General features: G+C 68.5%; 21 protein-coding genes. 10 read left to right on the forward strand and 11 right to left on the reverse strand.

The genetic code is table 11. The features are described from left to right. Positions 1-11 precede the first annotated feature (11 nt). From ABD255_RS34730 to ABD255_RS34740, 3 genes are all read right to left on the reverse strand, one after another. On the reverse strand, positions 12-1070 hold the full coding sequence (locus ABD255_RS34730) for a C40 family peptidase (protein ID WP_344221022.1): 1059 nt from the start codon (positions 1068-1070) through the stop codon (positions 12-14). A gap of 227 nt (positions 1071-1297) precedes the next feature. After that, positions 1298-1549 carry a hypothetical protein gene (locus ABD255_RS34735; RefSeq protein ID WP_344221023.1) on the reverse strand — a complete coding sequence of 84 codons (252 nt, stop codon included), beginning with the start codon at positions 1547-1549 and terminating at the stop codon, positions 1298-1300. Between the two features lie 115 nt (positions 1550-1664). Next, positions 1665-2972 carry an NYN domain-containing protein gene (locus ABD255_RS34740; RefSeq protein WP_344221024.1) on the reverse strand — a complete coding sequence of 436 codons (1308 nt, stop codon included), beginning with the start codon at positions 2970-2972 and terminating at the stop codon, positions 1665-1667. A 217-nt stretch (positions 2973-3189) separates the two neighbouring features. Between ABD255_RS34740 and ABD255_RS34745 the strand changes: the two genes are divergently transcribed. Both ABD255_RS34745 and ABD255_RS34750 read left to right on the forward strand, forming a co-directional pair. Then, positions 3190-4995 (forward strand): DEDD exonuclease domain-containing protein, encoded by a 1806-nt coding sequence (locus ABD255_RS34745; protein WP_344221025.1) that lies wholly within the window; start codon positions 3190-3192, stop codon positions 4993-4995. Positions 4996-5037: 42 nt separating this feature from the next. Then, positions 5038-6009 carry an ArsR/SmtB family transcription factor gene (locus ABD255_RS34750; RefSeq protein ID WP_344221026.1) on the forward strand — a complete coding sequence of 324 codons (972 nt, stop codon included), beginning with the start codon at positions 5038-5040 and terminating at the stop codon, positions 6007-6009. A gap of 3 nt (positions 6010-6012) precedes the next feature. On the opposite strand, the gene ABD255_RS34755 is transcribed toward ABD255_RS34750, so the two are convergent. Further along, positions 6013-7011 carry an aldo/keto reductase gene (locus tag ABD255_RS34755; RefSeq protein ID WP_344221027.1) on the reverse strand — a complete coding sequence of 333 codons (999 nt, stop codon included), beginning with the start codon at positions 7009-7011 and terminating at the stop codon, positions 6013-6015. A gap of 124 nt (positions 7012-7135) precedes the next feature. Between ABD255_RS34755 and ABD255_RS34760 the strand changes: the two genes are divergently transcribed. Then, entirely contained in the window at positions 7136-7423 is a 288-nt protein-coding gene (locus ABD255_RS34760; protein WP_344221028.1) for an Lrp/AsnC family transcriptional regulator, read from the forward strand. A 300-nt stretch (positions 7424-7723) separates the two neighbouring features. Here ABD255_RS34760 and ABD255_RS34765 read toward each other — a convergent pair whose 3' ends face one another. Next, a complete protein-coding gene (locus ABD255_RS34765) occupies positions 7724-7891 on the reverse strand; it encodes a hypothetical protein (RefSeq protein WP_344221029.1) in 168 nt (55 codons plus the stop codon). 4 nt (positions 7892-7895) lie between these two features. On the opposite strand from ABD255_RS34765, the gene ABD255_RS34770 reads away from it, so the two are divergent. From ABD255_RS34770 to ABD255_RS34780, 3 genes are all read left to right on the forward strand, one after another. Further along, positions 7896-10055: a hypothetical protein gene (locus tag ABD255_RS34770; RefSeq protein WP_344221030.1), complete on the forward strand. Its 2160-nt coding sequence runs from the start codon at positions 7896-7898 to the stop codon at positions 10053-10055. A 338-nt stretch (positions 10056-10393) separates the two neighbouring features. Further along, a complete protein-coding gene (locus ABD255_RS34775) occupies positions 10394-10972 on the forward strand; it encodes a hypothetical protein (protein WP_344221031.1) in 579 nt (192 codons plus the stop codon). Between the two features lie 821 nt (positions 10973-11793). Next, a complete protein-coding gene (locus tag ABD255_RS34780) occupies positions 11794-12264 on the forward strand; it encodes a hypothetical protein (protein WP_344221032.1) in 471 nt (156 codons plus the stop codon). Between the two features lie 66 nt (positions 12265-12330). On the opposite strand, the gene trpD is transcribed toward ABD255_RS34780, so the two are convergent. The 3 genes from trpD to ABD255_RS34795 are packed head-to-tail and all read right to left on the reverse strand — an operon-like array spanning position 12331 to position 14808. Further along, positions 12331-13416 (reverse strand): anthranilate phosphoribosyltransferase, encoded by a 1086-nt coding sequence (gene trpD / locus ABD255_RS34785; RefSeq protein WP_344221033.1) that lies wholly within the window; start codon positions 13414-13416, stop codon positions 12331-12333. Between the two features lie 10 nt (positions 13417-13426). Then, complete coding sequence (locus ABD255_RS34790; protein ID WP_344221034.1) at positions 13427-13843, reverse strand: Rv3143 family two-component system response regulator; 417 nt, start codon at positions 13841-13843, stop codon at positions 13427-13429. A 47-nt stretch (positions 13844-13890) separates the two neighbouring features. Next, the gene (locus ABD255_RS34795) at positions 13891-14808 is read right to left on the reverse strand and encodes a cytochrome c oxidase assembly protein (RefSeq protein WP_344221035.1); all 918 of its coding nucleotides are present in this window, start codon (positions 14806-14808) and stop codon (positions 13891-13893) included. A 31-nt stretch (positions 14809-14839) separates the two neighbouring features. Between ABD255_RS34795 and ctaE the strand changes: the two genes are divergently transcribed. From ctaE to qcrB, 4 genes are all read left to right on the forward strand, one after another. Next, positions 14840-15553 (forward strand): aa3-type cytochrome oxidase subunit III, encoded by a 714-nt coding sequence (gene ctaE, locus ABD255_RS34800; RefSeq protein WP_486336053.1) that lies wholly within the window; start codon positions 14840-14842, stop codon positions 15551-15553. Beyond that, positions 15550-16416 carry a cytochrome bc1 complex diheme cytochrome c subunit gene (gene qcrC, locus ABD255_RS34805; RefSeq protein ID WP_344221037.1) on the forward strand — a complete coding sequence of 289 codons (867 nt, stop codon included), beginning with the start codon at positions 15550-15552 and terminating at the stop codon, positions 16414-16416. The genes ctaE and qcrC overlap by 4 nt, the downstream gene beginning before the upstream one ends. A gap of 73 nt (positions 16417-16489) precedes the next feature. Next, on the forward strand, positions 16490-17551 hold the full coding sequence (gene qcrA / locus ABD255_RS34810; protein WP_344221038.1) for a cytochrome bc1 complex Rieske iron-sulfur subunit: 1062 nt from the start codon (positions 16490-16492) through the stop codon (positions 17549-17551). A 6-nt stretch (positions 17552-17557) separates the two neighbouring features. Further along, positions 17558-19231 carry a cytochrome bc1 complex cytochrome b subunit gene (gene qcrB, locus ABD255_RS34815; protein WP_344221039.1) on the forward strand — a complete coding sequence of 558 codons (1674 nt, stop codon included), beginning with the start codon at positions 17558-17560 and terminating at the stop codon, positions 19229-19231. A gap of 345 nt (positions 19232-19576) precedes the next feature. Here the strand turns inward: qcrB and ABD255_RS34820 are convergent, their stop codons facing one another. From ABD255_RS34820 to ABD255_RS34830, 3 genes are all read right to left on the reverse strand, one after another. Continuing rightward, positions 19577-20821: a L,D-transpeptidase gene (locus ABD255_RS34820; RefSeq protein WP_344221040.1), complete on the reverse strand. Its 1245-nt coding sequence runs from the start codon at positions 20819-20821 to the stop codon at positions 19577-19579. 146 nt (positions 20822-20967) lie between these two features. Next, entirely contained in the window at positions 20968-21363 is a 396-nt protein-coding gene (locus tag ABD255_RS34825; protein ID WP_344221041.1) for a cytochrome c oxidase subunit 4, read from the reverse strand. Further along, a partial coding sequence (locus ABD255_RS34830) for a cytochrome c oxidase subunit I (RefSeq protein ID WP_344221042.1) occupies positions 21360-22300 on the reverse strand: 941 nt, incomplete at its 5' end. The genes ABD255_RS34825 and ABD255_RS34830, both read right to left, overlap by 4 nt.

The following is a 22300-nucleotide window of genomic DNA, read 5'->3' on the forward strand; positions in this document are numbered from 1 at the left end:
AACGGGCGCGATCAGCCCGGGCGGACCGCGCCGACGTAGCCCGACATGTAGTCGATGGCGTCGGTCTTCACCGGCTTGCCCGGCCGCGGCGCGTGCACCATCCGGCCGTTGCCGATGGCCATGCCGACGTGGCTGATCGGGGAGCCGAAGAAGACCAGGTCACCCGGCTGCAACTGGCTGCGGCTGACCCGGCGGCCCTCGCCGTACTGCGCCTTGGACGAGTGCGGCAGCGAGACGCCGGCCTTGCCCCACGCGTACAGCGTCAGACCCGAGCAGTCGAAGCTGCTGGGTCCTTCGGCGCCCCAGACGTAGCTGTCGCCGATCTGGGCCATCGCGGCCTGGACCGCGACGCCCGCGCGGCCGTTGGCCGGCACCGGGGTGTCGTCGTCGTCCATCCGCTCGCCGTCGCGGCTCGGCCGCTCCTTGCGGGCCTCCTCGGCTTCCTTCTCGTTCTCTTCCCGGATCTTCTCGCGCTCGGAGTCGGTGAGCTTGTCGAGCACCTTCTGCGCGGCGTCCAGGTTCGCGTCGAACTGCTTCTTCAGGCCGTCCTGCTTGGCCTGCACGGCCTGCAGCGCGCCGAGTTCGCTCTGCGCACTGGCCTGGAGATCGGTGAGCTTGCCCTGGGCGGCCTGGAACCGGCGGAGCGCCGAGTTCTGCTGACCGGCGAAGGCCTGGGCCGTGGAGGCCTGGCTGAGGAACTGGTCCGGGTTCGTCGACAGCAGCAACTGCGCCGTCGTCGTCATCCCGGACGTCTGGTAGCCGGCCACCGCCAGCGAGCCGATCTGCCGCTTCACGCCGTCGACCTGGGTCTGCTGCTTGGCGATCGCCGTCTGCAGCGCCTTCACCCGGTCCTGGGACGTCTTGATCTGACCGCGAAGGTCGTTGGCCGCCTCACCGGCGATCTCCGCCTTGTGCTGCAGATCTGCGACTTGAGCCTTCGCCTGCGGCAGCGTGGGCTTCGGATCGGCGTCCGCTCCCTGCTGGATGAAGACCACACCGGCTCCGACAGCGGTGGTGGTGATGGCGGCGAGAGCAATTCCCTTGAAGCGGTTCGTGCGGCCGATGGACACAGCCCGGTCGGTCCCTTCCTCTGCTCGATGCCGTCCCCGTCAACCCGCCGGACCACTGGACCTGGCGGGCCACACCCTCGGCTTGAATCGTGCTGCCCGGCCGGTCTGGTCAACCGGCACTCTGAGGCAACGAGAGGTAAGAGTAGTAACCGATTCGTGACCGGTGCAATCCGCCCCTCTGGTTTGATCCAAACTTAACGTCGGGAAAGCCCTTGCAGACTCAGCACTCAGACCGCGTCGGCCGCGGTTTCGCCTTGCCCAGCAGTGTTTGGCTCGACACTACTGACCGCATGCACCAGCCGCAGCGGCGGGACGAGACCGGACCGGGCCAGCACGTCGAGCGCCGCCAACTCCTCGTCGTCGACCCGCAGCGGGCTCTGCTCCGGGGGCAGGCCGAGCACCACGCTGACCACGCAGTCCCGGCAGCCGGGACCTCTCATCACACACGCGTCGCAGTCGATCAGCACAACGTCCTCCAAAGTGGGGAAGCATCCGGACTTGCATCCGGCTGAGAAGGACGCTAAAGGCCCCCACCGACAGTTTCCGCGTCACCGCGGTACCACGCGGCGCAATGCGGGCGGTTCGGAGTACGGGTCAGGGGCGGGCGATGCGGGCGATCAGGCTGGTCGCGGACAGGGCCCGGGCGCCCATCGTGATGATGCTTTCGGCAACTTCGCGGTCGGTCGAGACGACCACCACCGGGCGGCCGGGCGGCTCGGCGCGAACCAGTTGCCGGATCACCTCATCCGCGATCACGCCGGCCGGGCTGAACCGGACCCGGACACCCCGCGGTGGGTTCAGCTGGACCGGCCCGGACAGCTCGGCTCCGTCGAACACCACCGTGACCTCGATCCGCCGCTGCGCCACCAGCGCGCCCAGCGCCGTGACGAGGCGCTGCCGCTGGGAGTGCAGCGGGGAGTTCGGCCAGGCGGTCTTGGTGACGTTGTAGCCGTCGATGATCAGGTGCACCTGCGGCAGCGCGAGCAACTCGTCGAACAAGGCCGGGTCGTCGTCCGGCGCCGAACGGCCGACCGGTGAGGCCGACGGTTCCACGCCGGCGACGGTGTCGGCCGGGCGCAGATCTCCCCCGGGTGGCAGAGCCAGCTCGCGACGGAGTCCTCCCGCTGCTTCGACCAAGGTGTCCAGGAGCAGCCGGGTCCTGGTGGACGCCAGCTCGCGCTCTTGGCCCGCGGTACGGCGGGCTGCGTGCTCGATCGCCTCCAGTTCGGTGATCCTGGCGCGGAGCTTGCGCAGCTCGCGCTCGACCTCGGCACGGGCCGCGTCGACCCGCTGGTCCGCGGTGTTGGCTTCGGTGGTGCGCAGTTCGAGGTCGCTCTGCAGGCCGGAGATCCGCTGCCGGGCCTCGTTCAGCTTGCGCCGGAGCGTGACGTTCTCCGCCTTGAGCTCGGTGACCTGTTCCCGCAAACGTTCGCGCACTTGACGCGTCTCGGTGCGGGCCTGATCGAGTTGGTCGGTGAGCCGGGCCACCGCGTCGTCATCGGCCCGAGGCTGCTCCACGGGCACCTGGGCCGCCTCGGCGATCCGCTGCTCCCACTCGTCCGGGCGGAGCAGGTAGGCCAGCGCGGCCACCTCGATCGGCTCCGCGGCCGGTACGGCGATCCCCTCGGCGACGGCGTCGCCAAGCTCGGGGTGCTCGCGGCGCACCTCGAAGGCGATCAGCCGGCGGAAGTGGTCGTCGGTCTGCAGGATCGGTCCGAGCACCGACGCCGAGAGCTTCGCGCGCTTGCCCGGCGCGAAGCTGGCGAACCGCCGCAGCGGGGGTGGAATGTCTGTCGCGGGCAACTGACCCAGAGCCTGGGCGGCGAGGTTCAGAACCCGTTGCCGCACCGGTTCGGGCAAGGTGGTGGCAGCGGAGCTCGCGGCGGTGCCGGCCTCAGTCACCGGTCCGCAGTCCGGTCGGAACGGCCCCCTGGCTCAGCCAGTGATGCAGACCACAGCCACCGGGCGCACGGCCCGGAATCGCGGTGATCGCTTGTGTACGCATACAGAGAGCGTAGTCGGTAGTGCGCCGTCGGCCATGTGGTTTGGTGTCGACGAGACAGTGGTGGGCCGCGTGTCCGGTCGGGAAATGTCGGTGCGGGCTTCTAGCGTCGTCGCCATGAGCAGCCCAGCGCCGGATCCAGCCGCTGCCCCGGCGTCCGGACGAACCGCGCCGATCCGTGGCGTGCAGCCGAGCTTCGACGACCTCGGCACCCCGTTGCGGGACGTCACCTTCTGCGTGGTCGACCTGGAGACCACCGGCGGCGCGCCGGGCGATTCCGGCATCACCGAGATCGGCGCGGTCAAGGTTCGGGGCGGTGAACTGATCGGCGAGTTCCAGTCGCTGGTGAATCCGGCCGAGCCGATCCCGCCGTTCATCGCGGTGCTGACCGGGATCACCGACCGGATGGTTGCCACCTCACCCCGGATCGGATCGGTGCTGCCGGCCTTCCTGGAGTTCGCCCGCGGCTGCGTCCTGGTGGCCCACAACGCGCCTTTCGACGTGGGATTCCTGAAGCACGACAGCCAGGTGCACGGGTACGACTGGCCCGACTTCGCCGTCGTCGACACCGCGCTGCTGGCCCGCCGGGTGCTGACGCCGGACGAGACCCCGAACTGCAAGCTCGGCACGCTGGCCAAGCTGTTCCGCACCAAGGTCACCCCCAACCACCGCGCTTTGTCCGACGCGCGCGCGACGGTCGACGTACTGCATGGGCTGTTCGAGCGGGTCGGCTCGCTCGGGGTGCAGACGCTGGAGGACCTGCAGACGTTCTCTTCCCGGGTCGCGCCTCAGGTCCGGGCGAAGCGGCACCTGGCCGAGTCGTTGCCCCACGCACCTGGTGTGTACCTGTTCACCGACGACCGCGGCGAAGTGCTCTACGTCGGCAAGTCGAAGGATCTGCGCAACCGGGTCCGCTCGTATTTCACCGCCTCCGAGACCCGCACCCGGATCGGCGAGATGATCGGCATCGCGTCCGGCGTCCGCGGCATCGAGTGCGGTACGTCGCTGGAGGCCGAGGTGCGGGAGCTCCGCCTGATCGCGGAGCACAAACCGCGGTACAACCGGCGCTCCAAGTTCCCCGAGCGGCAGCACTGGCTGAAGGTGACGGTCGAGCCGTTCCCCCGGCTGTCGCTGGTGAAGCAGGTCCGCGACGACGACGCCGGGTATCTCGGTCCGTTCAGTTCGCGCAAGACCGCCGAGCGGGCGATGGCGGCGCTGCACGAGGCCTTTCCGATCCGGCAGTGCACGGACCGGATGTCCCGCTCCCCTTCGATGTCTCCCTGCGTCCTGGCGGAGATGGGTCGGTGTGTGGCGCCCTGTGACGGGCGGATCGACCCGGAGAGCTACGGCGCACTGGTCACCTCGCTGCGGTCCGCACTGACCGACGACCCCGGACTCGTGGTCGCGGCATTGGACAAGCGGATCGACGTACTGTCCGCGGACGAGCGGTTCGAGGACGCCGCGGTGCACCGTGATCGGTTGAGCGCGTTCGTGCGGAGCAGCGCCAAGATGCAGCGGATGTCGTCGGTCACCGGGTGCGCGGAGATCTGCGCGGCGAGGCGGACCGACGACGGCGGTTGGGAGCTGCACGTCATCCGCCGCGGCCGGCTCGCCGCCGCCGGGATCAGCCCGCGCGGTACGGATCCAAGGAGATACCTGGAGATGCTGCGGGCTTCGGCCGAGACGGTGCTGCCCGGCATCGGACCGGTCGCTGCCGCCTCGCCGGAAGAGATCGAGCTCGTACTGCGCTGGCTCGACTCCCCCGGCATCCGGCTGGTCGAGATGGACGGGACGTGGACCTGCCCGGTCAGCGGAGCGGGTCGCCATGTCAGCCGGCTCGACAACGCCCATTCCAACGAAGACCACCGCGCGCCTGGCGAACCTCGCCGCCGGATGCGCCCGTTGGGTGCGGCCGCGCGGTGACGCTCCTCGTGATGTGATCAAGTTCATGCGGGGTTCGGCATGGTGATCAGGTTCGAGCTGGGTGTCGATGATCTGGCTGACACCCGTTTCGCGATCTCGCCTGCTCAGGAGACCTTGTTCAGCTTGTGGGTGCTGCGCGATCCAGGGATGTCCGCGATGCATCTCCCGTGGCGGCGGTCGGTGATCGGTGAGTTGGATGCGCTCGACATCGAGCTGCTGATGGCGTTGGTCGGCAAAACCCTGGCCCTGCCGGACTTCCTGACCCCTCGGCCATCCGGCTTCGCGCCGTCCTTCGAGGAACAAGTGGCTGTTATTCGCGCCACACCGGCCGAGCTGGTTCGGCGGGATCTGGTGCTCACTCACCAAGGGCGGTTGCCGCAGGTCTTCGAGGACGTGCGGTCGGCCTCGGACGCGCGTACGCAGTACTGGGTGGATGCGATCTGCGAGGTGTTGCGGGGGTATTGGGAGATCGCGCTCGCGCCGAGCTGGGCGAAGATGCGGCTGGTGCTCGAGGGCGATACGACGTACCGGGCTCGGCAGTTGGCCGTCGGCGGGGCGCGGTTGCTGTTCGCGGACCTGAATCCGTTCGTCGAGTGGCAGGACGGCATACTCCGGATCGACCGGATGCTCGGTCATCACGACGTCGCCGCCTCGGGGCGTGGGCTGCTCCTGATGCCGTCGATCTTCGCCTACAAGGCGCTGACGCCGTTGAGCGCCGACGAAGCGCCGTGGCTCGCCTATCCGAGTCGCGGGGTGGCGACGCTGTCCGCCGCGACCACGCGGACGGAATCGGCCTCCCTCGTGGCGCTGCTCGGCCAGCCTCGGGCGGTCCTGCTCCGGATGCTGGACGAACCGCTGCCGACCATCGAGATCGCCCGCCGCCTCGAGGTGACCCCGAGCGCCGTCTCCCAGCACCTACAGGTGCTTCACGCAACGAATCTCGTCAGCCGGGCCCGGGACGGCCGCTACCTGCTCTACCGCCGCAGCGCACTTGGCGACCAACTGCTGGGCTGATGCTCAGGCCTGCGGGAGCGGCGCACGTTCGTCGATCAGGCCCTCGCTCCGCAGATCTGCCCAGACCTGAGCCGGTACCGCGGTGTCGAACGAGGCAAGGTTGCTCCGGGCTTCGTCGGCCGAGCGCATCCCGATGACGACCCCGGCGACTACCGGATGTGCGAGCGGGAACGCGATCGCCGCCTCGGGCAGAGTGACTCCGTGCGCCTCGCAGACGTCCGCGATCCGATGCGCCTTGGCCAGCAACTCCTGCGAAGCCGGCGCGTAGTCGAACCGGGCGCCCTCGGCCGGACGAGCCGACGCGAGCAGACCCGAGTTGAAGATCGCCGCGGCGAGAATCGAGACGTTTCGTTCGGCGCAGGCCGGCAGCAAGGTGTCGAGCGCGCTCTGCTCGAGCAGCGTGTAGCGACCGGCCAGCATCACCACGTCGACATCGCTCTCCCGAACGAGCGTGGTCAGCAAGGCCGGGTCGTACATGCCCGCACCGATCGCCCCGACGAGACCTTCGTCACGGAGTTCGGCCAGTGCGGGATAGCCGTCGCGCAAGGCGGTCTCGAAGTGCTGCTCGGCGTCGTGCAGATAGAGCGCGTCGATCCGCTCCAGCCCGAGCCGGGTGAGCGAGTCCTCAACACTTCGCCGGATGCCGTCCCGGGAGAAGTCCCAGACCCGCCGATGCGTCGCCGGCACCTGGAAGGCTTCATCCAGCCGCCCCTGCGGGTCCTGCGGAACCAGCAGCCGCCCGACCTTGGTCGACAAGGTGAACTCGTTCCGCGGCTGCTCCCGCAGGAACTCCCCGATCCGCCGCTCGGAGTGCCCGATCCCGTAGTGCGGCGAGGTATCGAAGTACCGGATCCCGCCCGCGTACGCCGCCTCCAGCGCCGCGGCCGCCGTCCCGTCGTCCAGCGGCTCGAACAACCCGCCGAGCGGGCCGCCTCCGAACCCCACCGCCGTCACCTCGACCCCGGTCCGGCCGAGCCGTCTGCGCGCCATTCGTTTCGTCATACCCGAAGTCAAACTGCCTGGTCGCGGGTCGCGAATCGATTTAGGTCATTGCTTCATTCAGCTCCCCGGCGCGGGCCGCACTATGCTTCAGCGCGGTAGGGGCTGGTTTCGAGGAGAGGACGACATGGTCACCGCGATCGTGTTCATCAAGGCCGACGTCGCACGCATCCCGGAGGTCGCCGAGCAGGTGGCCGCGATCGACGGCGTCAGCGAGGTGTACTCCGTGACCGGCGGGCTCGACCTGATCGCGATGGTCCGGGTCGCCCACCACGACGACCTCGCCAGCGTGATCCCCGACCACGTGAACCGCGTTCCCGGCGTCGTCAGCACCGAGACCCACATCGCCTTCCGCGCCTACTCCACCCACGACCTCGAGGCCGCCTTCAGCCTCGGCCAGGACGAGGGTGTCTGAGGACCGGATTTCCAGCCTGTCTGACACGCGCTGAAGTTACGGTGAACGCATGAGCAACCCTCCCGCCGGCTGGTATCCGGACCCCACCGGACAGCCCAACACCATCCGCTGGTGGAACGGGACCCAATGGACCAACAAAACCGAGAAGGAAGAGCCCACCGCCGACCAGCCCGACGAGGCTCCCTCGGCTCAGGCTTCGTCCTCGTCAGCTGCGGCTGCTTCAGCCAAGGTCTCCTCGGCTGGAGCTTCTTGGGCTCAAGCCTCCACGCCCGAGGCCTCCTCAGCGCAGACTTCCTCGTTTCAGCCCGCCTCAGCTGACGGTTCCGCTGCAGATGTGTCCTCAGCAGGGCGCTCCTCCGCCGGAGCCGCGGCCACCGGCGCGTCCTCCGCCGCCGCGTCCTCCGCCACCTCTTCGCCCGCCGTCGGCGACGAGTCGGCGGTCAGTCCGGCAGAGAAGGCAAGGTCCACCTGGATGGACCCGACTCCGATCCCGGCCGCCGCTAATCACTGGACCCAGCAGCCCCGGTCGGTCAACGAGCCCGAGCTCGAGGTCACCACACCTCAGCCGACCGAGCCCGCCCAAACCGGCTGGAAACTGACGCTGGCCAGCGACTCAACCAGCGCTACACCCCAGGCAGGCGACTCCGAACCATCGGCTGCTGCAGAACCCGAGAAGCCAGCTCAATCCTGGGCAGCAACCAACTGGACCCAGCCCCCAACCGAGGCCCCAGTCCCCAAGCCGGACAACGAGCCAACCCAGGTGGTGCCTACCACTCCCTGGAGCCAACAGCCCGACAACGACCAAACCGCGGTCAACACCTGGCACCCCGACGCCCAACAGCAAACCGGCACAGACTCCTGGACCGCAGCCAGCCACCAGCAGGCTGGCGCGGACACGTGGACCGCAGGCGGTCAGCAGCAGGGCGGGATGGACACATGGAGCGCCGACAGCCAACAGCAGGGCGGCTCGGACGCGTGGACCGCAGGTAGTCAGCTGCAGGGCAGCACGGCCGGCGGCTGGGACGCCGCCCCGCAACAGTCCGATACCTGGGGCACCAGCGGCGAGCAACAGACCGGGACCGAGACCTGGTCCGCAGGCGACCATCAGCAGGGCGGCCCGGACGCTTGGACCGCAGGCGGTCAGCACCAGAGCGGCCCGGACACCTGGAGCGCCGACGCCCAACAGCAGAGCGGCCCGGACACCTGGACCGCAGGTAGTCAGCAGCAGGGCAGCACAGCCGGCGGCTGGGACGCCGCCCCACAACAGCCCAATACCTGGGGCACCGACCAGCAACAGACCGGGGCCGACACCTGGCACGCAGCCGACCAACAGCAGACCAGCCCAGAGTCGTGGAACGCAGTTGGTCAGCAGACGGAAGCGGAGCCCTGGAACGCAGGCTCCGAGCAGCAGAGCGGCGCCGACCCATGGGGTGCGGGTGGCCAGCAGCAGAGCGGCGCCGACGCCTGGGGTACGGGCGGGCAACAGCAAGGCGATGCTGGTGCTTGGAACGCAACTGGCGGTCAGCAGAGCGCTGACGGTCAGTGGGGCGCGAGCGCCGTACAGCAGAACAACACCGGCGGTCAGCAAGGGGCTGACGAGCAATGGGGCGCGAACGCGATACAGCAGAACAACGCCGGCGGCCAGCAGGGTGCCGAAGGGCAGTGGGCTGCGGGCGCCGTACAACAGAACAGTGGTGTGTCCTGGGGAGACTCCACCGCACAGCAGGGAGCTGGGCAGTGGAGTGGCGGCGGCACCCAGCAGCAGGCTCCTGCTGATCCTTGGCAGGCGACCCAGCAGCAGGCTCCTGCTGACGCTTGGCAGGGCAACGAAGGGCCGTGGCAAGGCGCCGGCGGATCGCAGGGCGGCGGAGTACGGAAAGGCAAGGGCGGGAACGAAGGCAAAGGCAGCGGCGGGGGTGGCGGGGCTCGTACGCCGCTGATCATCGCCGCAGCGGCCGCGCTCGTGATCCTCATCGTGGCTGCTGTCTTCTACATCACCAAGCAGGGCGACGACGACACCGCCGACCCGACCACCACACCGCAACCCACCAGCACCGGCCCCACAACCTCAGGCACATCCGGCAGCCCCGGCAACCAACTAGGCCAGTCAAAGGACCCGAAGCTCCACGAGGGCGACCGGATCAGCTCCGACGCGATCTCGTTCCCCCGGCAGAACCCACCGTGGTCCGACCGGAAGCGGCTGGTCCCGCAACTGCTGAACTCCAGCGGCCAGTACGTCATGCTGCAGGAGAACTTCGACGGCGAGAACGACTGGTACGCCGACATCTTCGTCGGCGCCCTCGGCACCGCCACTCCGTTCAACGGCGACCCGCAGGCGACCGCGCTGGATCTGTCGACGCAGGTGCGGAGCTCGATGTACGGCAGCATCCCCGTCACGTTCAAGGCGCTCAGCAACGGGGCGGTGAAGCGTTCGGACAAGTCGGGCTGGTTCTACCAGCAGGCCGTCACGGTGAACTCGCCCAAGATCACCTCGCGGGTCCTCACGCTGACCGTCGCGGTCTTCGACCTCGGCGACGGCACCGCGGTCGCCTACATCAGTGACATCCCCGCGAACCGGCCGGACCTGAAAACGGCCGAAAGCACTGTCTACAAGGGAATCAACGTTGGCTGAGAACGAGGACCAGACCCCACCCGCCCCCCGCACCCCCGCCCGCCACAGCGCGCGCCCCCCGGAGCCCCAGGGCCGCCCGGTCCAGCCGACTGTCCCAGCCGATCCCTCCTTGAGCGCCGGGGCAGGTGGCCTGGGTCAGGATGAGTCAGACCCGCTATTCGGCCAGTCGCCCGCCCCCGCGCCGCCGCCACCGCCGCGGGAGCAGTCCACGCCGCAAGCCGGCTCGTGGACTCAGCCACCGTCGCAAGGCGAGACGTGGACTCAGCCAGCGCCGGACGGCGGGACGTGGGTTCAGCCAGTACGACCACAGGAGGCTGCCCCGCAGCGCCCTAGTCAGCATGAGGGTCCTCAAGGCCCGCAGCACTCCGGAACCCAAGGTCCGCCGCAGCCCGGCCAGTACCCGCCGCCGGACGCAGGCACCCAGAGGCCCGGACAGTACTCGCCGGACGCAGGCACGCAGAGGCCTGAGCAGTACTCGCCGGACGCAGGTCCTGCGCCTCACCAGCAGTCAGCTTCGCAAGGCGCTCAACACGCTGGTGGACGACCGCAGGCACCCTCGTACGGCGCTGGTCAGCAGCCGGGCATGCCGCCACGGCCGCAAGATGCCGGTGCTCTCGACCGCCGAGGACCAGCCACTGGAGCTGGACAGGCCCCGGCAAGCGGTCCCGGGCAAACGCCAGGCGGTGGGCTCGGACAGCCACCAGCCGGTGGACCTCGGCACGCGCCAGCCGGTGGACCAGCCCAGGCGCCAGCCGACGCTGGCGGGCAAGGCTCGGCAGGCGGCCCTTGGCAGGTACCAGCGGGTGCAGGTGAGCAAGGCACAGCAGGCAGCTCTTGGCAGCCGACAGCAGGTGAGCCTGGGCAATCGCCAGGCAGTGGGCCTCGGCACGCGCCGACGGGTGGGCCAGGGCAGGTAGCAGGTGGTGAGGGCCGGCAGCAGGGGCCTGGGTGGGGCAGCCAAGGTGGCCCCGGGCAAGGACCTCAGGGTGGTCCTGGCGCCGGGCACGGACGTCAGAGTGGTGAGCCGGCTGGGCCGTGGCAGCAACCCGGCCAGATGACGCCTGGGCAGGTAGGTGGACCGCCTGCCGGGTGGGCGCAAGGTGGGCAGCCGAGTGCGGCGGCGCCTGGACAGCGGACTGGTGGGGCTGGGGTGCCGCCCGTTGGGCAGCCGCAGCAGCAGGTTGCGGGTGGGCGGCCAGGTGCGCCGGGGTACGGACAACAGCCTTCGCAGCAGAGCGGGCCGTCGGAGGCACCGCAGCATGCGCGATCGGGTGCAGAGCCGCACGGGCAGCGGCCGGCGGAGTACGGGCAGGCGGGTGCTGCGGAGTACGGGCTGGCGGGTTCAGAGCAGCACGGGCAGCGGCCTGCGGAGTACGGGCAGCAGGCTGAGCAGTATGGGCGGGTTGGGGACGGGGAGCAGGCGGCGGAGTACGGGCCTGGTGGGGATGGGACTGAGGGGTATGGGCGGGTGGCCTCTCCTCGCGTTGAGGACGGGGGGCGGCGGGCTCGGTTGGTGGGGGCCGTTGGGGTGGTGGTTGCGGCGTTGGTGGTTGCTGGGTTGAGTGTCAACTGGATCTGGGATGCGGCGGATGCTGTTACTCCGGTGGACTTGCCCGCGGCCAACTCGACGCCGATGGTTACGCTCACGCCCTCGGTGAAGCCGACTGCGCCGCCGCCACCGGAAGGCAAGGTCGTCGGGCCCAATATCGTTGCCTTTAACAACGATACGATGCCGTTGATGGGGTCCGCGTGGTCGACCAACAGTGAGAACACCGGCCTGTACGGCGGTGCCGCGACCTGGTTGACCGTGCACAAGAACTACGACGGGAAGACCGCGAGCTGGGGCAACTACGTCTCGTTCGGCGGGTTGAACAAGGGCATCGCGTTCACCAACACCCCGGCCGGGTTGAAGGCCGCGGCGGTGGCGAGCGGGGAGCAGGCGCTCACCCGGCTGTACGACGACAAGATCAAGCCGACCGTGGTCAGGCACCGGCCGATCACGGTGGGCCGGCACCGCGGGCACGAGATCACCGCCCGGGTCCCGGTCAAGGTGCCGTTGCTGAAGGAGACCTACTCCACCATCCTGATCGCCGTGATCGATCGCGGCGACGGTACGGCGGTCGTGTCGATCGGCGACGTCGCCGGCTCGACCCCGCAATGGATCGCGGTCTGGCGGCAGAAGGTCCAGGAGATCAAGATCACCAGCTGACCGAAAGCAGAACCAGTGAGCCCCCGCTCCCCTGATCCGGGGAAGCGGGGGCTCAGTCACAACGAACTAAGAACGAACCTCGACACAAGCAGCGACCCAACGGTCCAGCACGTTCTTCGCCTCGCCGGAGTCGATCGCCTCCGCGGCACGGTCCATCCCGGCCCGGATCCGCCCGACGAGCGGCCCAGTGCTGCCGTCGTGAGCAGCCAGCGCCGCCCCCGCGTTCAGCAGTACTACGTCCCGCACCGCCCCCGGCTCACCGTCGAGCAGCGCGCGAACGACCTTCGCGTTGTACGTCGCGTCCGCACCGCGCAGCGCCTCCGCCGGCACCGGCGCGATCCCCAACTCCCGCGGATCCAGCGTCTCCGGACCTTCGACCACACCACGTCCAACCGTCCACACCTGCGACGTCGTCATCGTGGTCAGCTCGTCAAGCCCGTCATCGCCGTGGAAGACGAGCGCGTCGATCCCACGCCGGGCCAGTACTCCGGCCATCAGCCCAGCGATCCGCCCATCCCCCACCCCGACGGCCTGCGCCGACGGGTTGCCTGGGTTGGCCAGCGGCCCGAGGAAGTTGAAGGTGGTCGGCACACCCAGCTCACGACGCGGTACTGCGGCATGCCGCAACGCCGGGTGGAACGCGGGCGCGAAGCAGAAGGTGATCCCGGCCAACTCCCCCACCGCGGCGACCTGCGCGGCGGTGAGGTCCAGCGGAATACCCAACTCCTCCAGCACATCCGCGGCACCACAGGCCGACGAGGCCGCGCGGTTGCCGTGCTTGAGCACCTTCGCCCCGGCACCGGCCGCGACGATCGCCGACATGGTGGAAATGTTCACAGTGTGCGCTTGGTCACCACCGGTACCGACGACGTCGAGCGTGCGGCCCGGTACCTCGATCCGGGTGGCGAACTCGCGCATGGTGGCGACCAGGCCCTCGACCTCGGTCACCGTCTCGCCCTTGGAGCGCAGCGCGATCACGAATCCGGCCAGCTGGGCCGGGGAGGCCGCGCCGGACAGGATCTGCTCCATCGCCCAGGCGGTCGCCGAGGCATCGAGGTCCTCGTGCCGGAGCAACGGGTTCAGTACCTGCGGCCAGGTCAGTGCCCGACCGGCGGGCGCAGTACCGGCGGTGGTTCCCTGCGGGGCGGTCATGCCGGCGCGATCAGGTCGTCGCGGGCAGCGTGGCGACGCGCTGCCGGAGCAGGTCGCCGGCCGCCTCGGCCAGCCGCACCGGGTCGATCGGGTGCGAGACGGCCGCCTCGGCCCGGGACCAGGTGGCCAGCCACGCGTCCTGCGGGCGGCCGATGATCACCAGGATCGGGCCGCAGCGGAAGATCTCGTCCTTCAACTGCCGGGCGATCCCGAGCCCACCGGCGGGAACGGCCTCGCCGTCCAGGATGGCCAGGTCGACACCGCCCGCGTCCATCTGCTTGATCACGGCCGGCTCGGTGGCGCACTCGACGTACTCGATCTCGGGCAGATCGGCCGCCGGCCGCTTGCCCAGTGCCAGCCGGACGGACTCCCGCGTGGTGCGGTCGTCGCTGTAGACCAGCACCTTCAGCGGACGCTCTGAACTCATCGATTCATCCCAAGCTGTGTGTCTGTGACGAGTGGACATCGCGAATGCTACCGGGGCGGCTGCCCGGTCCTGCGCGCCTGCTCCTCCAACCGGTCCAGCCGGCGGTCTTCCCGCCTCGCCTCACGCTGCGACTGCCGCACCCACTGAACGAACAGGACGCCGAAGAAGATCAGGCCGACGATGTCGCCCGACCCCCAGAGCAAACCGCCCGCGATGTACTGGTCACGCAGCGGTGACGGCGGCCACGGGCGAGCGAAGGCGGTGTACCAGTCCTCGGCGATCAACTTGCTCGCCGACATGATCGTGATCCCGAGGAAGGCGTGGAACGGCAGCGTCAGAAAGGTCAGCATCAGCCGGAACGGGTAGATCACCCGGCCGGGGACGGGATCGAGGCCGAGCAGCGGCCAGAAGAACAGCGCCCCCACCGCGATGAAGTGCACGTGCAGCAGATCGTGGAGCACGGTCGACTGCAGCGTCGCCTCGTACCAGCCGCTGAAGTACAGCGCCCAGGGGCTCAGGACGAACAGGGTGAAGCCGATCATCGGGAAGCAGATCACCTTGGCGAAGCGCGAGTGCAACACGGAGAGCAACCAGCCGCGGGGCTTGCCCGGAAGCGTGCGCAGGGCGAGCGTCACCGGCGCGCCGAGCGCCAGCGCCAGCGGAGTCAGCATCGACAGGATCATGTGCTGAGCCATGTGGACGCTCAGAAGCACCGTGTCGTAGGTGCCGAGCGCCGACTGGGTGGCGATCACGGCGCTGCCCAGGCCCAGTCCCACGAAGGCGAAAGTGCGGGCGCGGGACCACTTGTCACCGCGGGCGCGAAGCCTGTGAACGCCGTACAGATAGAGCGCGCCGACCACCACGATCACTGCCAGTAACACCGGCTCGAAGGTCCACGCGGTCAGCAGACGCAGCGGCGTGAACGGCTCGATCTGGTCGCCGGGTTCGGCGTGGAGGGGAAGCACCTGTCCACAGTAGAAAGATCAAGTCGCCGACATGCATGGGGGTGGGCGTGCTGTCGGATACCCGGACCGACATAATGACCGCGTGGCCACTGCAACCGCGCTCCCAGCGTCCCGTGAACACGGACACCACGACCGTCCCAGCATGGTCAGTGTCGGCACGATCGTCTGGCTCTCGAGCGAACTGATGTTCTTCGCCGCCCTCTTCGCGGCATACTTCACGATCCGGTCGGTGACGACCGCCGCGGCGGCACCAGGGACGGAAACGCTCTGGGCAGCCTCCACGGAGATGCTGAACGTGCCGTTCGCCTCGGTGAACACGTTCATCCTGGTCGCGTCGTCGTTCACCTGCCAGGCGGGCGTCTTCGCCGCCGAGCACGGCAAGGTCGGACGGACCGGCTCGGCCCTGAACATCCGCGGCTGGGGCATGCGCGAGTGGTTCATCCTCACCTACCTGATGGGCGCGGTGTTCATCGCCGGCCAGGTGACGGAGTACGCGACCTTGATCCACGAGGGCGTGACGATCGCGTCGTCGCCGTACGGATCAGTCTTCTACCTGACCACCGGGTTCCACGGTCTGCACGTGACCGGCGGTCTCATCGCTTTCGTGTACGTCCTCGCCAGGACGTACATGGCCCGTAAGTTCACCCACGAACAGGCCGTCTCGGCGATCGTCGTGTCGTACTACTGGCACTTCGTCGACGTGGTCTGGATCGCCCTGTTCGCGACCATCTACCTGCTCAAATGAGTGAGAAGAGACTTTCCTTGTCACCGGCGCGCTTCCTCTCCGCGCGACGACGGCACCGGTCAGCCGGCCTCGTCGTGCTTCTGTTCGGCCTCCTGGCGGTGGGCTCCGCGTACGCCGCGTTCGCCCCTGACAACGCGACGGCGGACACCTCGGCCCAGTCCCAGCAGATCGAAGAGGGCAAGAAGCTCTTCGCGGTCGGCTGTGCCAGCTGCCACGGCCTGAACGCCGAAGGCGGTGGCAACGGCGAGGGCAAGATGGCCGGCCCGTCGCTGATCGGCGTCGGCGCGGCCGCGGTCGACTTCCAGGTCGGTACCGGCCGGATGCCGGCCATGCAGCCCGGCGCGCAGATCCCGCGCAAGACGCCGAGCTACACCCAGGCCGAGATCGAGGCGATGGCGGCGTACGTCGCGTCGCTCGCCCCCGGCCCCGCGGTACCGGCCGAGGAGGCGTACGACGTCAGCAAGGCCACCGACGAGCAGGTCACCCGCGGTGGCGAGCTGTTCCGGACCAACTGCACGGCGTGCCACAACTTCGCCGGCAAGGGCGGCGCGCTGCCGAACGGCCGCTACGCCCCGTCGCTGATGGGTGTCAGCGAGAAGCACATCTACGAGGCCATGCTGACCGGCCCGCAGCAGATGCCGGTCTTCTCAGACCAGGTGCTGCAGCCGGAGGACAAGCGCGACATCATCGCCTACGTCAAGGCGCTGGAGACGCAGAAGGACCCCGGTGGCTTCGGCCTCGGCCGGCTAGGCCCGGTCTCCGAGGGTCTGTGGGGCTGGCTGGTCGGTATCGGCCTGCTGGTCGGCGTAGCGGTCTGGATCGGCGCCAAGGGCGTCAAGGCCAAGGGAGCGAAGGCCGAGTGAACGAGCGAAGCGAGATCACCATCAAGCACAGCAGCCCGCGCTCATCCGCGCCCGGAGCGAAGCGAGGACGGGGATGAGCGAGGACAAGCCGAACCTGCCCGCGGTCGGCGCGGAGCACGGGCCCGAGCACGGCCCAATGCAGGTGGCCGAGCCGATCCCGGACCCGGGCATCGAGCCGCACGAACTGCGGATCACCGATGTCGACCCGAAGGCCGCCGACCGGGTCGAGCGCCAGGTCGCCGGGATGTTCAGCCTGGCGGGCCTGCTCGCCCTGGGCTCCTGCGTCGCGTACTTCGCCATCCCACGCGACTCCGTCGTCACCTTCGGACCGCTCAGCGGCAACGCGAACAACCTCACCATCGGCCTGTGCCTCGGGTTGTCGCTGTTCCTGATCGGTGCCGGCGCGATCCAGTGGGCCAAGAAGCTGATGGTCGACACCGAGATCGCCGAGGACCGGCACCCGGCGTACACGGAGCCGGCCAAGAAGGCCGAGATCATCGACGCCTTCCAGGAGGGCGTGGCAGAGTCCGGCTTCACCCGCCGCAAGCTGATCCGCCGGTCGCTGATCGGTGCGACCGCGATGCTCGGCCTGCCGGCCATCGTGCTGCTGCGGGACCTCGGCCCGTCCCCGGGCCGCAGCCTCTACAACACCATCTGGGCCAAGGGCATCCGGGTGGTGAACGACGTCACGCTGCGCCCGATCAAGCCGTCCGACCTGATCGTCGGCCAGTTGGTCAACGCGGCGCCGGCGAACCTGAACCCGATCCAGGAAGAGAGCCCGGTCGAGTACCAGAACGCCAAGGCCAAGGCCGCGGTGATCATGGTCCGGATCGCCCCCGAGAAGATCCGCACCACCGAGGAGCGGAAGAACTGGGGCATCGACGGGATCCTGTGCTACTCGAAGATCTGCACCCACGTGGGTTGCCCGATCTCGCTGTACGAGCAGACCACGCACCACGTGCTCTGCCCGTGCCACCAGTCGACGTTCGACCTGGCCGACGGCGCCAAGGTGATCTTCGGCCCAGCCGCTCGTCCGCTGCCCCAGCTACCCTTGGCAGTGGACGCAGAGGGCTACATCGTCGCGCAGAGCGGCTTCACCGAGCCGGTCGGCCCGAGCTTCTGGGAACGAGGGTGACATCCAATGTCTGAGAAAGACTTCCCGCCACCGGTCAAGTGGCTCGATGACCGCCTGGGCATCGGCAAGATCGGGAAGAAGAACCTGCGCAAGGTCTTCCCGGACCACTGGTCGTTCATGCTCGGCGAGATCGCGCTCTACAGCTTCATCATCCTGATCCTGACCGGCATCTTCCTGACCTTCTGGTTCAAGCCGTCGATGGCCGAGATCGAGTACCAGGGCTCGTACAGCCTGCTCAAGGGCCTGCACATGTCGGAGGCCTACGCCTCGACGCTGGACATCTCCTTCGACGTCCGCGGCGGGCTGCTGATGCGGCAGATCCACCACTGGGCCGCGATCCTGTTCGTCGCCTCGATGATGGTGCACCTGCTCCGCATCTTCTTCACCGGCGCGTTCCGCAAGCCGCGTGAGCTCAACTGGGTGATCGGCTTCACGATGCTGTTCCTCGGCATCATCGAGGGCTTCATCGGCTACGGCCTCCCCGACGACCTGCTGTCCGGTACGGGTCTACGCATCACCCAGGGCATGATCCAGGCGTCGCCGGTGGTCGGCACCTGGATGAGCTTCTTCATCTTCGGTGGCGAGTTCCCCGGTGACGACATGGTGTCCCGGTTCTTCACCATCCACGTGCTGCTGATCCCCGGCCTGATCCTGGCGCTGGTGACGGCACACCTGTTCCTGGTCGTCTACCACAAGCACACGCAGTACCCGGGTCCCGGCCGGACCAACAACAACGTCGTCGGCTACCCGCTGATGCCGGTGTACATGGCCAAGGCCGGCGGCTTCTTCTTCGTCGTCTTCGGCATCACCGCCCTGATGGGCGCGCTGCTGCAGATCAACCCGGTCTGGCTCTACGGTCCGTACAACCCAGCCGAGGTGACGGCAGGCTCCCAGCCCGACTGGTACATGGGCTGGCTGGAGGGCTCCGTGCGCCTGATGCCGGGATTTGAGTCGGAATTCTGGGGCGTCACGCTCAGCTGGAACCTGCTGATACCGGCGCTGATCATCCCGCCCGCGTTCGTCACGCTGGTGGCCGCGTACCCGTTCATCGAGGGCTGGATCACCGGCGACAAGCGCGAACACCACCTGCTGGACCGGCCGCGCAACCAGCCGACCCGGACCGGTATCGGCGCCGCGTTCATCACCTTCTACGGCCTGCTGTGGATCGGTGGAGGCAACGACCTGATCGCCACCCACTTCGGCGTCTCGCTGAACAACGTCACCTGGTTCCTGCGGATCGCGGTCTTCCTCGGCCCGATCCTCGCGTTCTGGGCGACCCGGCGGATCGCGATCTCGCTGCAGCGCGCCGACAACGAGCGGCTCCTGCACGGTCTGGAGTCCGGCATCATCGTCCGGACCCCGGAAGGTTCGTACTACGAGAAGCACACCCCGATCTCGAAGTACGAGGCGTACGAGCTCACCGCCCGGGACCGCATGTTGCCGCTGGAAATCGGTCCTGAGACCGACGACAACGGCGTCCGCGCCCCGCGCCGCGCTCTGAACAAGCTCCGCGCCAAGCTGTCGGACTTCTACTTCGCCGACGCGGTGCAGAAGCCGACGACGGAGGAGATCCAGGAAGCCCACGCCCACGCGTCCCACGACGAGCACCCGCAAGTCGAAGGCGCCACCGGCACGGTAGAACTCGACGAAGAAACAGCCCGCGAGGTAACCCGCCACTGAGGCGACTCCCCCGCGCAACGAAAGAGGCCCCGGCTACCTGCCGGGGCCTCTTTCGTTGCGCTACGCCTTCGGGGCTAGTCGCAGTAGCCAGACACCGAGGGCTGGGAACTGTTCAAGCGCCGCCGGAAGCCGCTGAGACGCTGCCGGGAGCCGCTGAGACCCCCGTCGGGAGCCGCTGAGACGCCTCTGGAAGCCGCTTGAGTGCGGACGGGCTCGGTGGCGTCTCCCCCGGCCCACAGGTCCTAGAGGCGGCTAGCGGAGGCGGCAAGGTGACCACCACGCAAACGCCCCCACGGCGAGCTCCTACGGAGGAGCCGCGTGGGGGCGTGCGTAGTACCGGAGGACTCAGCTGAGGGCGGAGCCGGCCTTGTAGGCGGCCCAGGTGCCGTTCCAGTCTGTCCAGCCGTTGTTGGGCTCCATCTTGCGGGCGGTGCCCGTGACGATGACCGGGTCGCCGCGGAGGGTCTGGGAGAAGTACCAGGCGCCGTCCTTGAGGCTCATGCCCACGCAGCCATGGCTGACGTTCTCGGTGCCCTGGCTGCCGCTCGACCACGGGGCGCCGTGGATGAACTCACCGGAACTGGTGACGCGCTGGGCCCACTTCACGTCGTGGATGTCGTAGTACTCCGGGTCGCCGGGCTTGATGCCGACCGTACGGGCGTCCATCCGCTTGACCGGGTACTTCTCCATGATCACCTTCACCCCGCTGCGGGTGGTGAAGCCGGACTTGCCGGCGGTGATCGGGATGGTGCGGGCCAGCTTGCCGTTGATGACGACTGACATCGTGTGGCGCTTCACGTCGATCTTGGTGACGACGGACTTGCCGATGTTGAAGTCGATCTTGCGGCTCGCGGCACCCCAGGTGTTGGCTCCCGCGTTGACGCCCTGGATGGCGATGTCGACGGACACCTTGGTGCCGACCGGCCAGTAGTTCTTGGGGCGGTAGTTGACCTGCTTGCTGCTGACCCAGTGCCAGCTGCCCTCGACCGGGACGGAGGTCTTCACCGACAGCCGCTTCTCCACGGCCGCGCGGTCCGTGACGGCGCGGTTCCAGAAGATCAGGATCGGCATCGCCACACCGACGGTCTCGCCGTCGAGCGGCGCCACGGAGGCCTTCAGCTTGTTCGCGGCAGCCAGGGTCCTGAAGGTCGAGCTGATCGGGACCGACTTGCCGTCGCCACCCTCGGCCGTGCCGGTCAGCGTGTACTTCACACCGGGCTTGAGCTGGGGCTCGGAGGTCCACTGGGACTTCTCCTCGTTGAACGAACCCTCGACCTTGTCGCCTTCGGCGTCACGCAGGGTGATGTCCTTCAGTGAACCGGACGACGTGGTGACCGTCACAGGCTTGTCCGGGCGAACCGAGGCAGCACCCTTCGCCGGCACGACCTGAACGTTCGCGGCCGACGGGTCTGCTGAGGGTGTCGAACCGCCGGGAGTGGTGGACGCGCCCGGCGTGGAGTTGCTCTGCGACGAACCGGAGGAGGGCGCTGGGCTCCCCGCCTCGGTGTCGCTGCAGGCGGTGCTGACCAGCAGCAACGCGCAAACCCCCGCCACGGCAAGGCCGTGCTTCCGGACCGAACTACTCGACACCTGAGCTCCCCTGAGAAACGATCTGCCGCCGCACCAAAGCCTAACCGGCCTCGCCGACAACCCACGCACTGCATAAAAACGTCACCAGCACGGCAGGCCGTTCGGCCCGCAGTACTGGTGACGATGGGTACCGCGATTTAGTTCGGTCAGTGCGCGTGATCCCCGCGGTAGTACTCGAAGACCCAGCCACTCAGGGTGACGATGCCGATACCGCTGCCGATGATGAACAGCCACCAGCCGAAGACCAGGCCGAGGACGATCACCGACAGGGTCAGCGCGCACCACAGCGGCCACCACGAGTACGGCGGGAAGAAGCCGAGCTCGCCGGCGCCTTCCACGATCTCGGCTTCCTTGCGGTCCTCCGGCCGGGCGTCCATCCGCCGGCCGGTAGCGCTCAGGTAGAACGCCACCAGCAACGACAGGAAGAACGTCATCACCAGCGCGGTGGTCCCGGTCGGGTCCTCCGACATGATCCAGTAGATCGGCGTCACGATCAGCACGAACACCGTCAGGATGCCGAAGACCCAGGCCTCCGCCTTCATGCCTTACCCTCTCCATCCACGTCGGTGCCGGCGTTCAGGTTGCGCTCGAGATTCTCGACCCGGCCCTGGTCCTCGCCCGCGTCCAGCAGGTTGTCCCGCGGCGCGCCGCTGTCCGGGTACTCCGCCATCGCGATCTCCGGGTGGTGCAGGTCGAAAGCGGGGCTCTCGGACCTGATGCGGGGCAGGCTGACGAAGTTGTGCCGCGGCGGCGGCGAACTCGTCGCCCACTCCAGCGAACGGCCCCAACCCCACGGGTCATCCACACCGACCAGCGGCGCCTTCCGCGACTTGTAGACGTTGTAGAAGAACGGCAGCATCGACAGGCCGAGGACGAAGGCGCCGACGCTGGAGACCTCGTTCAGCGTGGTGAAGCCCTCATTGGCCCCGTACGACGCGTAGCGCCGCGGCATGCCTTCCACACCCAGCCAGTGCTGCACCAGGAACGTGGTGTGGAACCCGATGAACAGCAGCCAGAAATGCAGCTTGCCGAGCTTCTCGTCCAGCATCCGCCCGGTCATCTTGGGCCACCAGAAATAGAAACCCGCGAACATCGCGAACACCACCGTGCCGAACACCACGTAGTGGAAGTGCGCCACCACGAAGTACGAGTCGGACAGCTGGTAGTCCAGGGCCGGGGAGGCCAGGATGACGCCGGTCAGACCGCCGAAGAGGAAGGTGGTCAAGAAGCCCACCGACCACAGCATCGGGGTGTCGAACGACACCGAGCCGCCCCACATCGTGCCGATCCAGTTGAAGAACTTCACCCCGGTGGGCACCGCGATCAGGAACGTCATGAAGGAGAAGAACGGCAGGTTCACCGCGCCCGTGACAAACATGTGGTGCGCCCACACCGCCACCGACAAGACGGCGATCCACAGCGTCGCCGCGACCAGGCCGATGTAGCCGAAGATCGGCTTGCGGCTGAAGACCGGCAGGA

Origin of the sequence: Kribbella sancticallisti (genome assembly GCF_039530625.1) — a bacterium.
Taxonomy (GTDB): domain Bacteria; phylum Actinomycetota; class Actinomycetes; order Propionibacteriales; family Kribbellaceae; genus Kribbella; species Kribbella sancticallisti.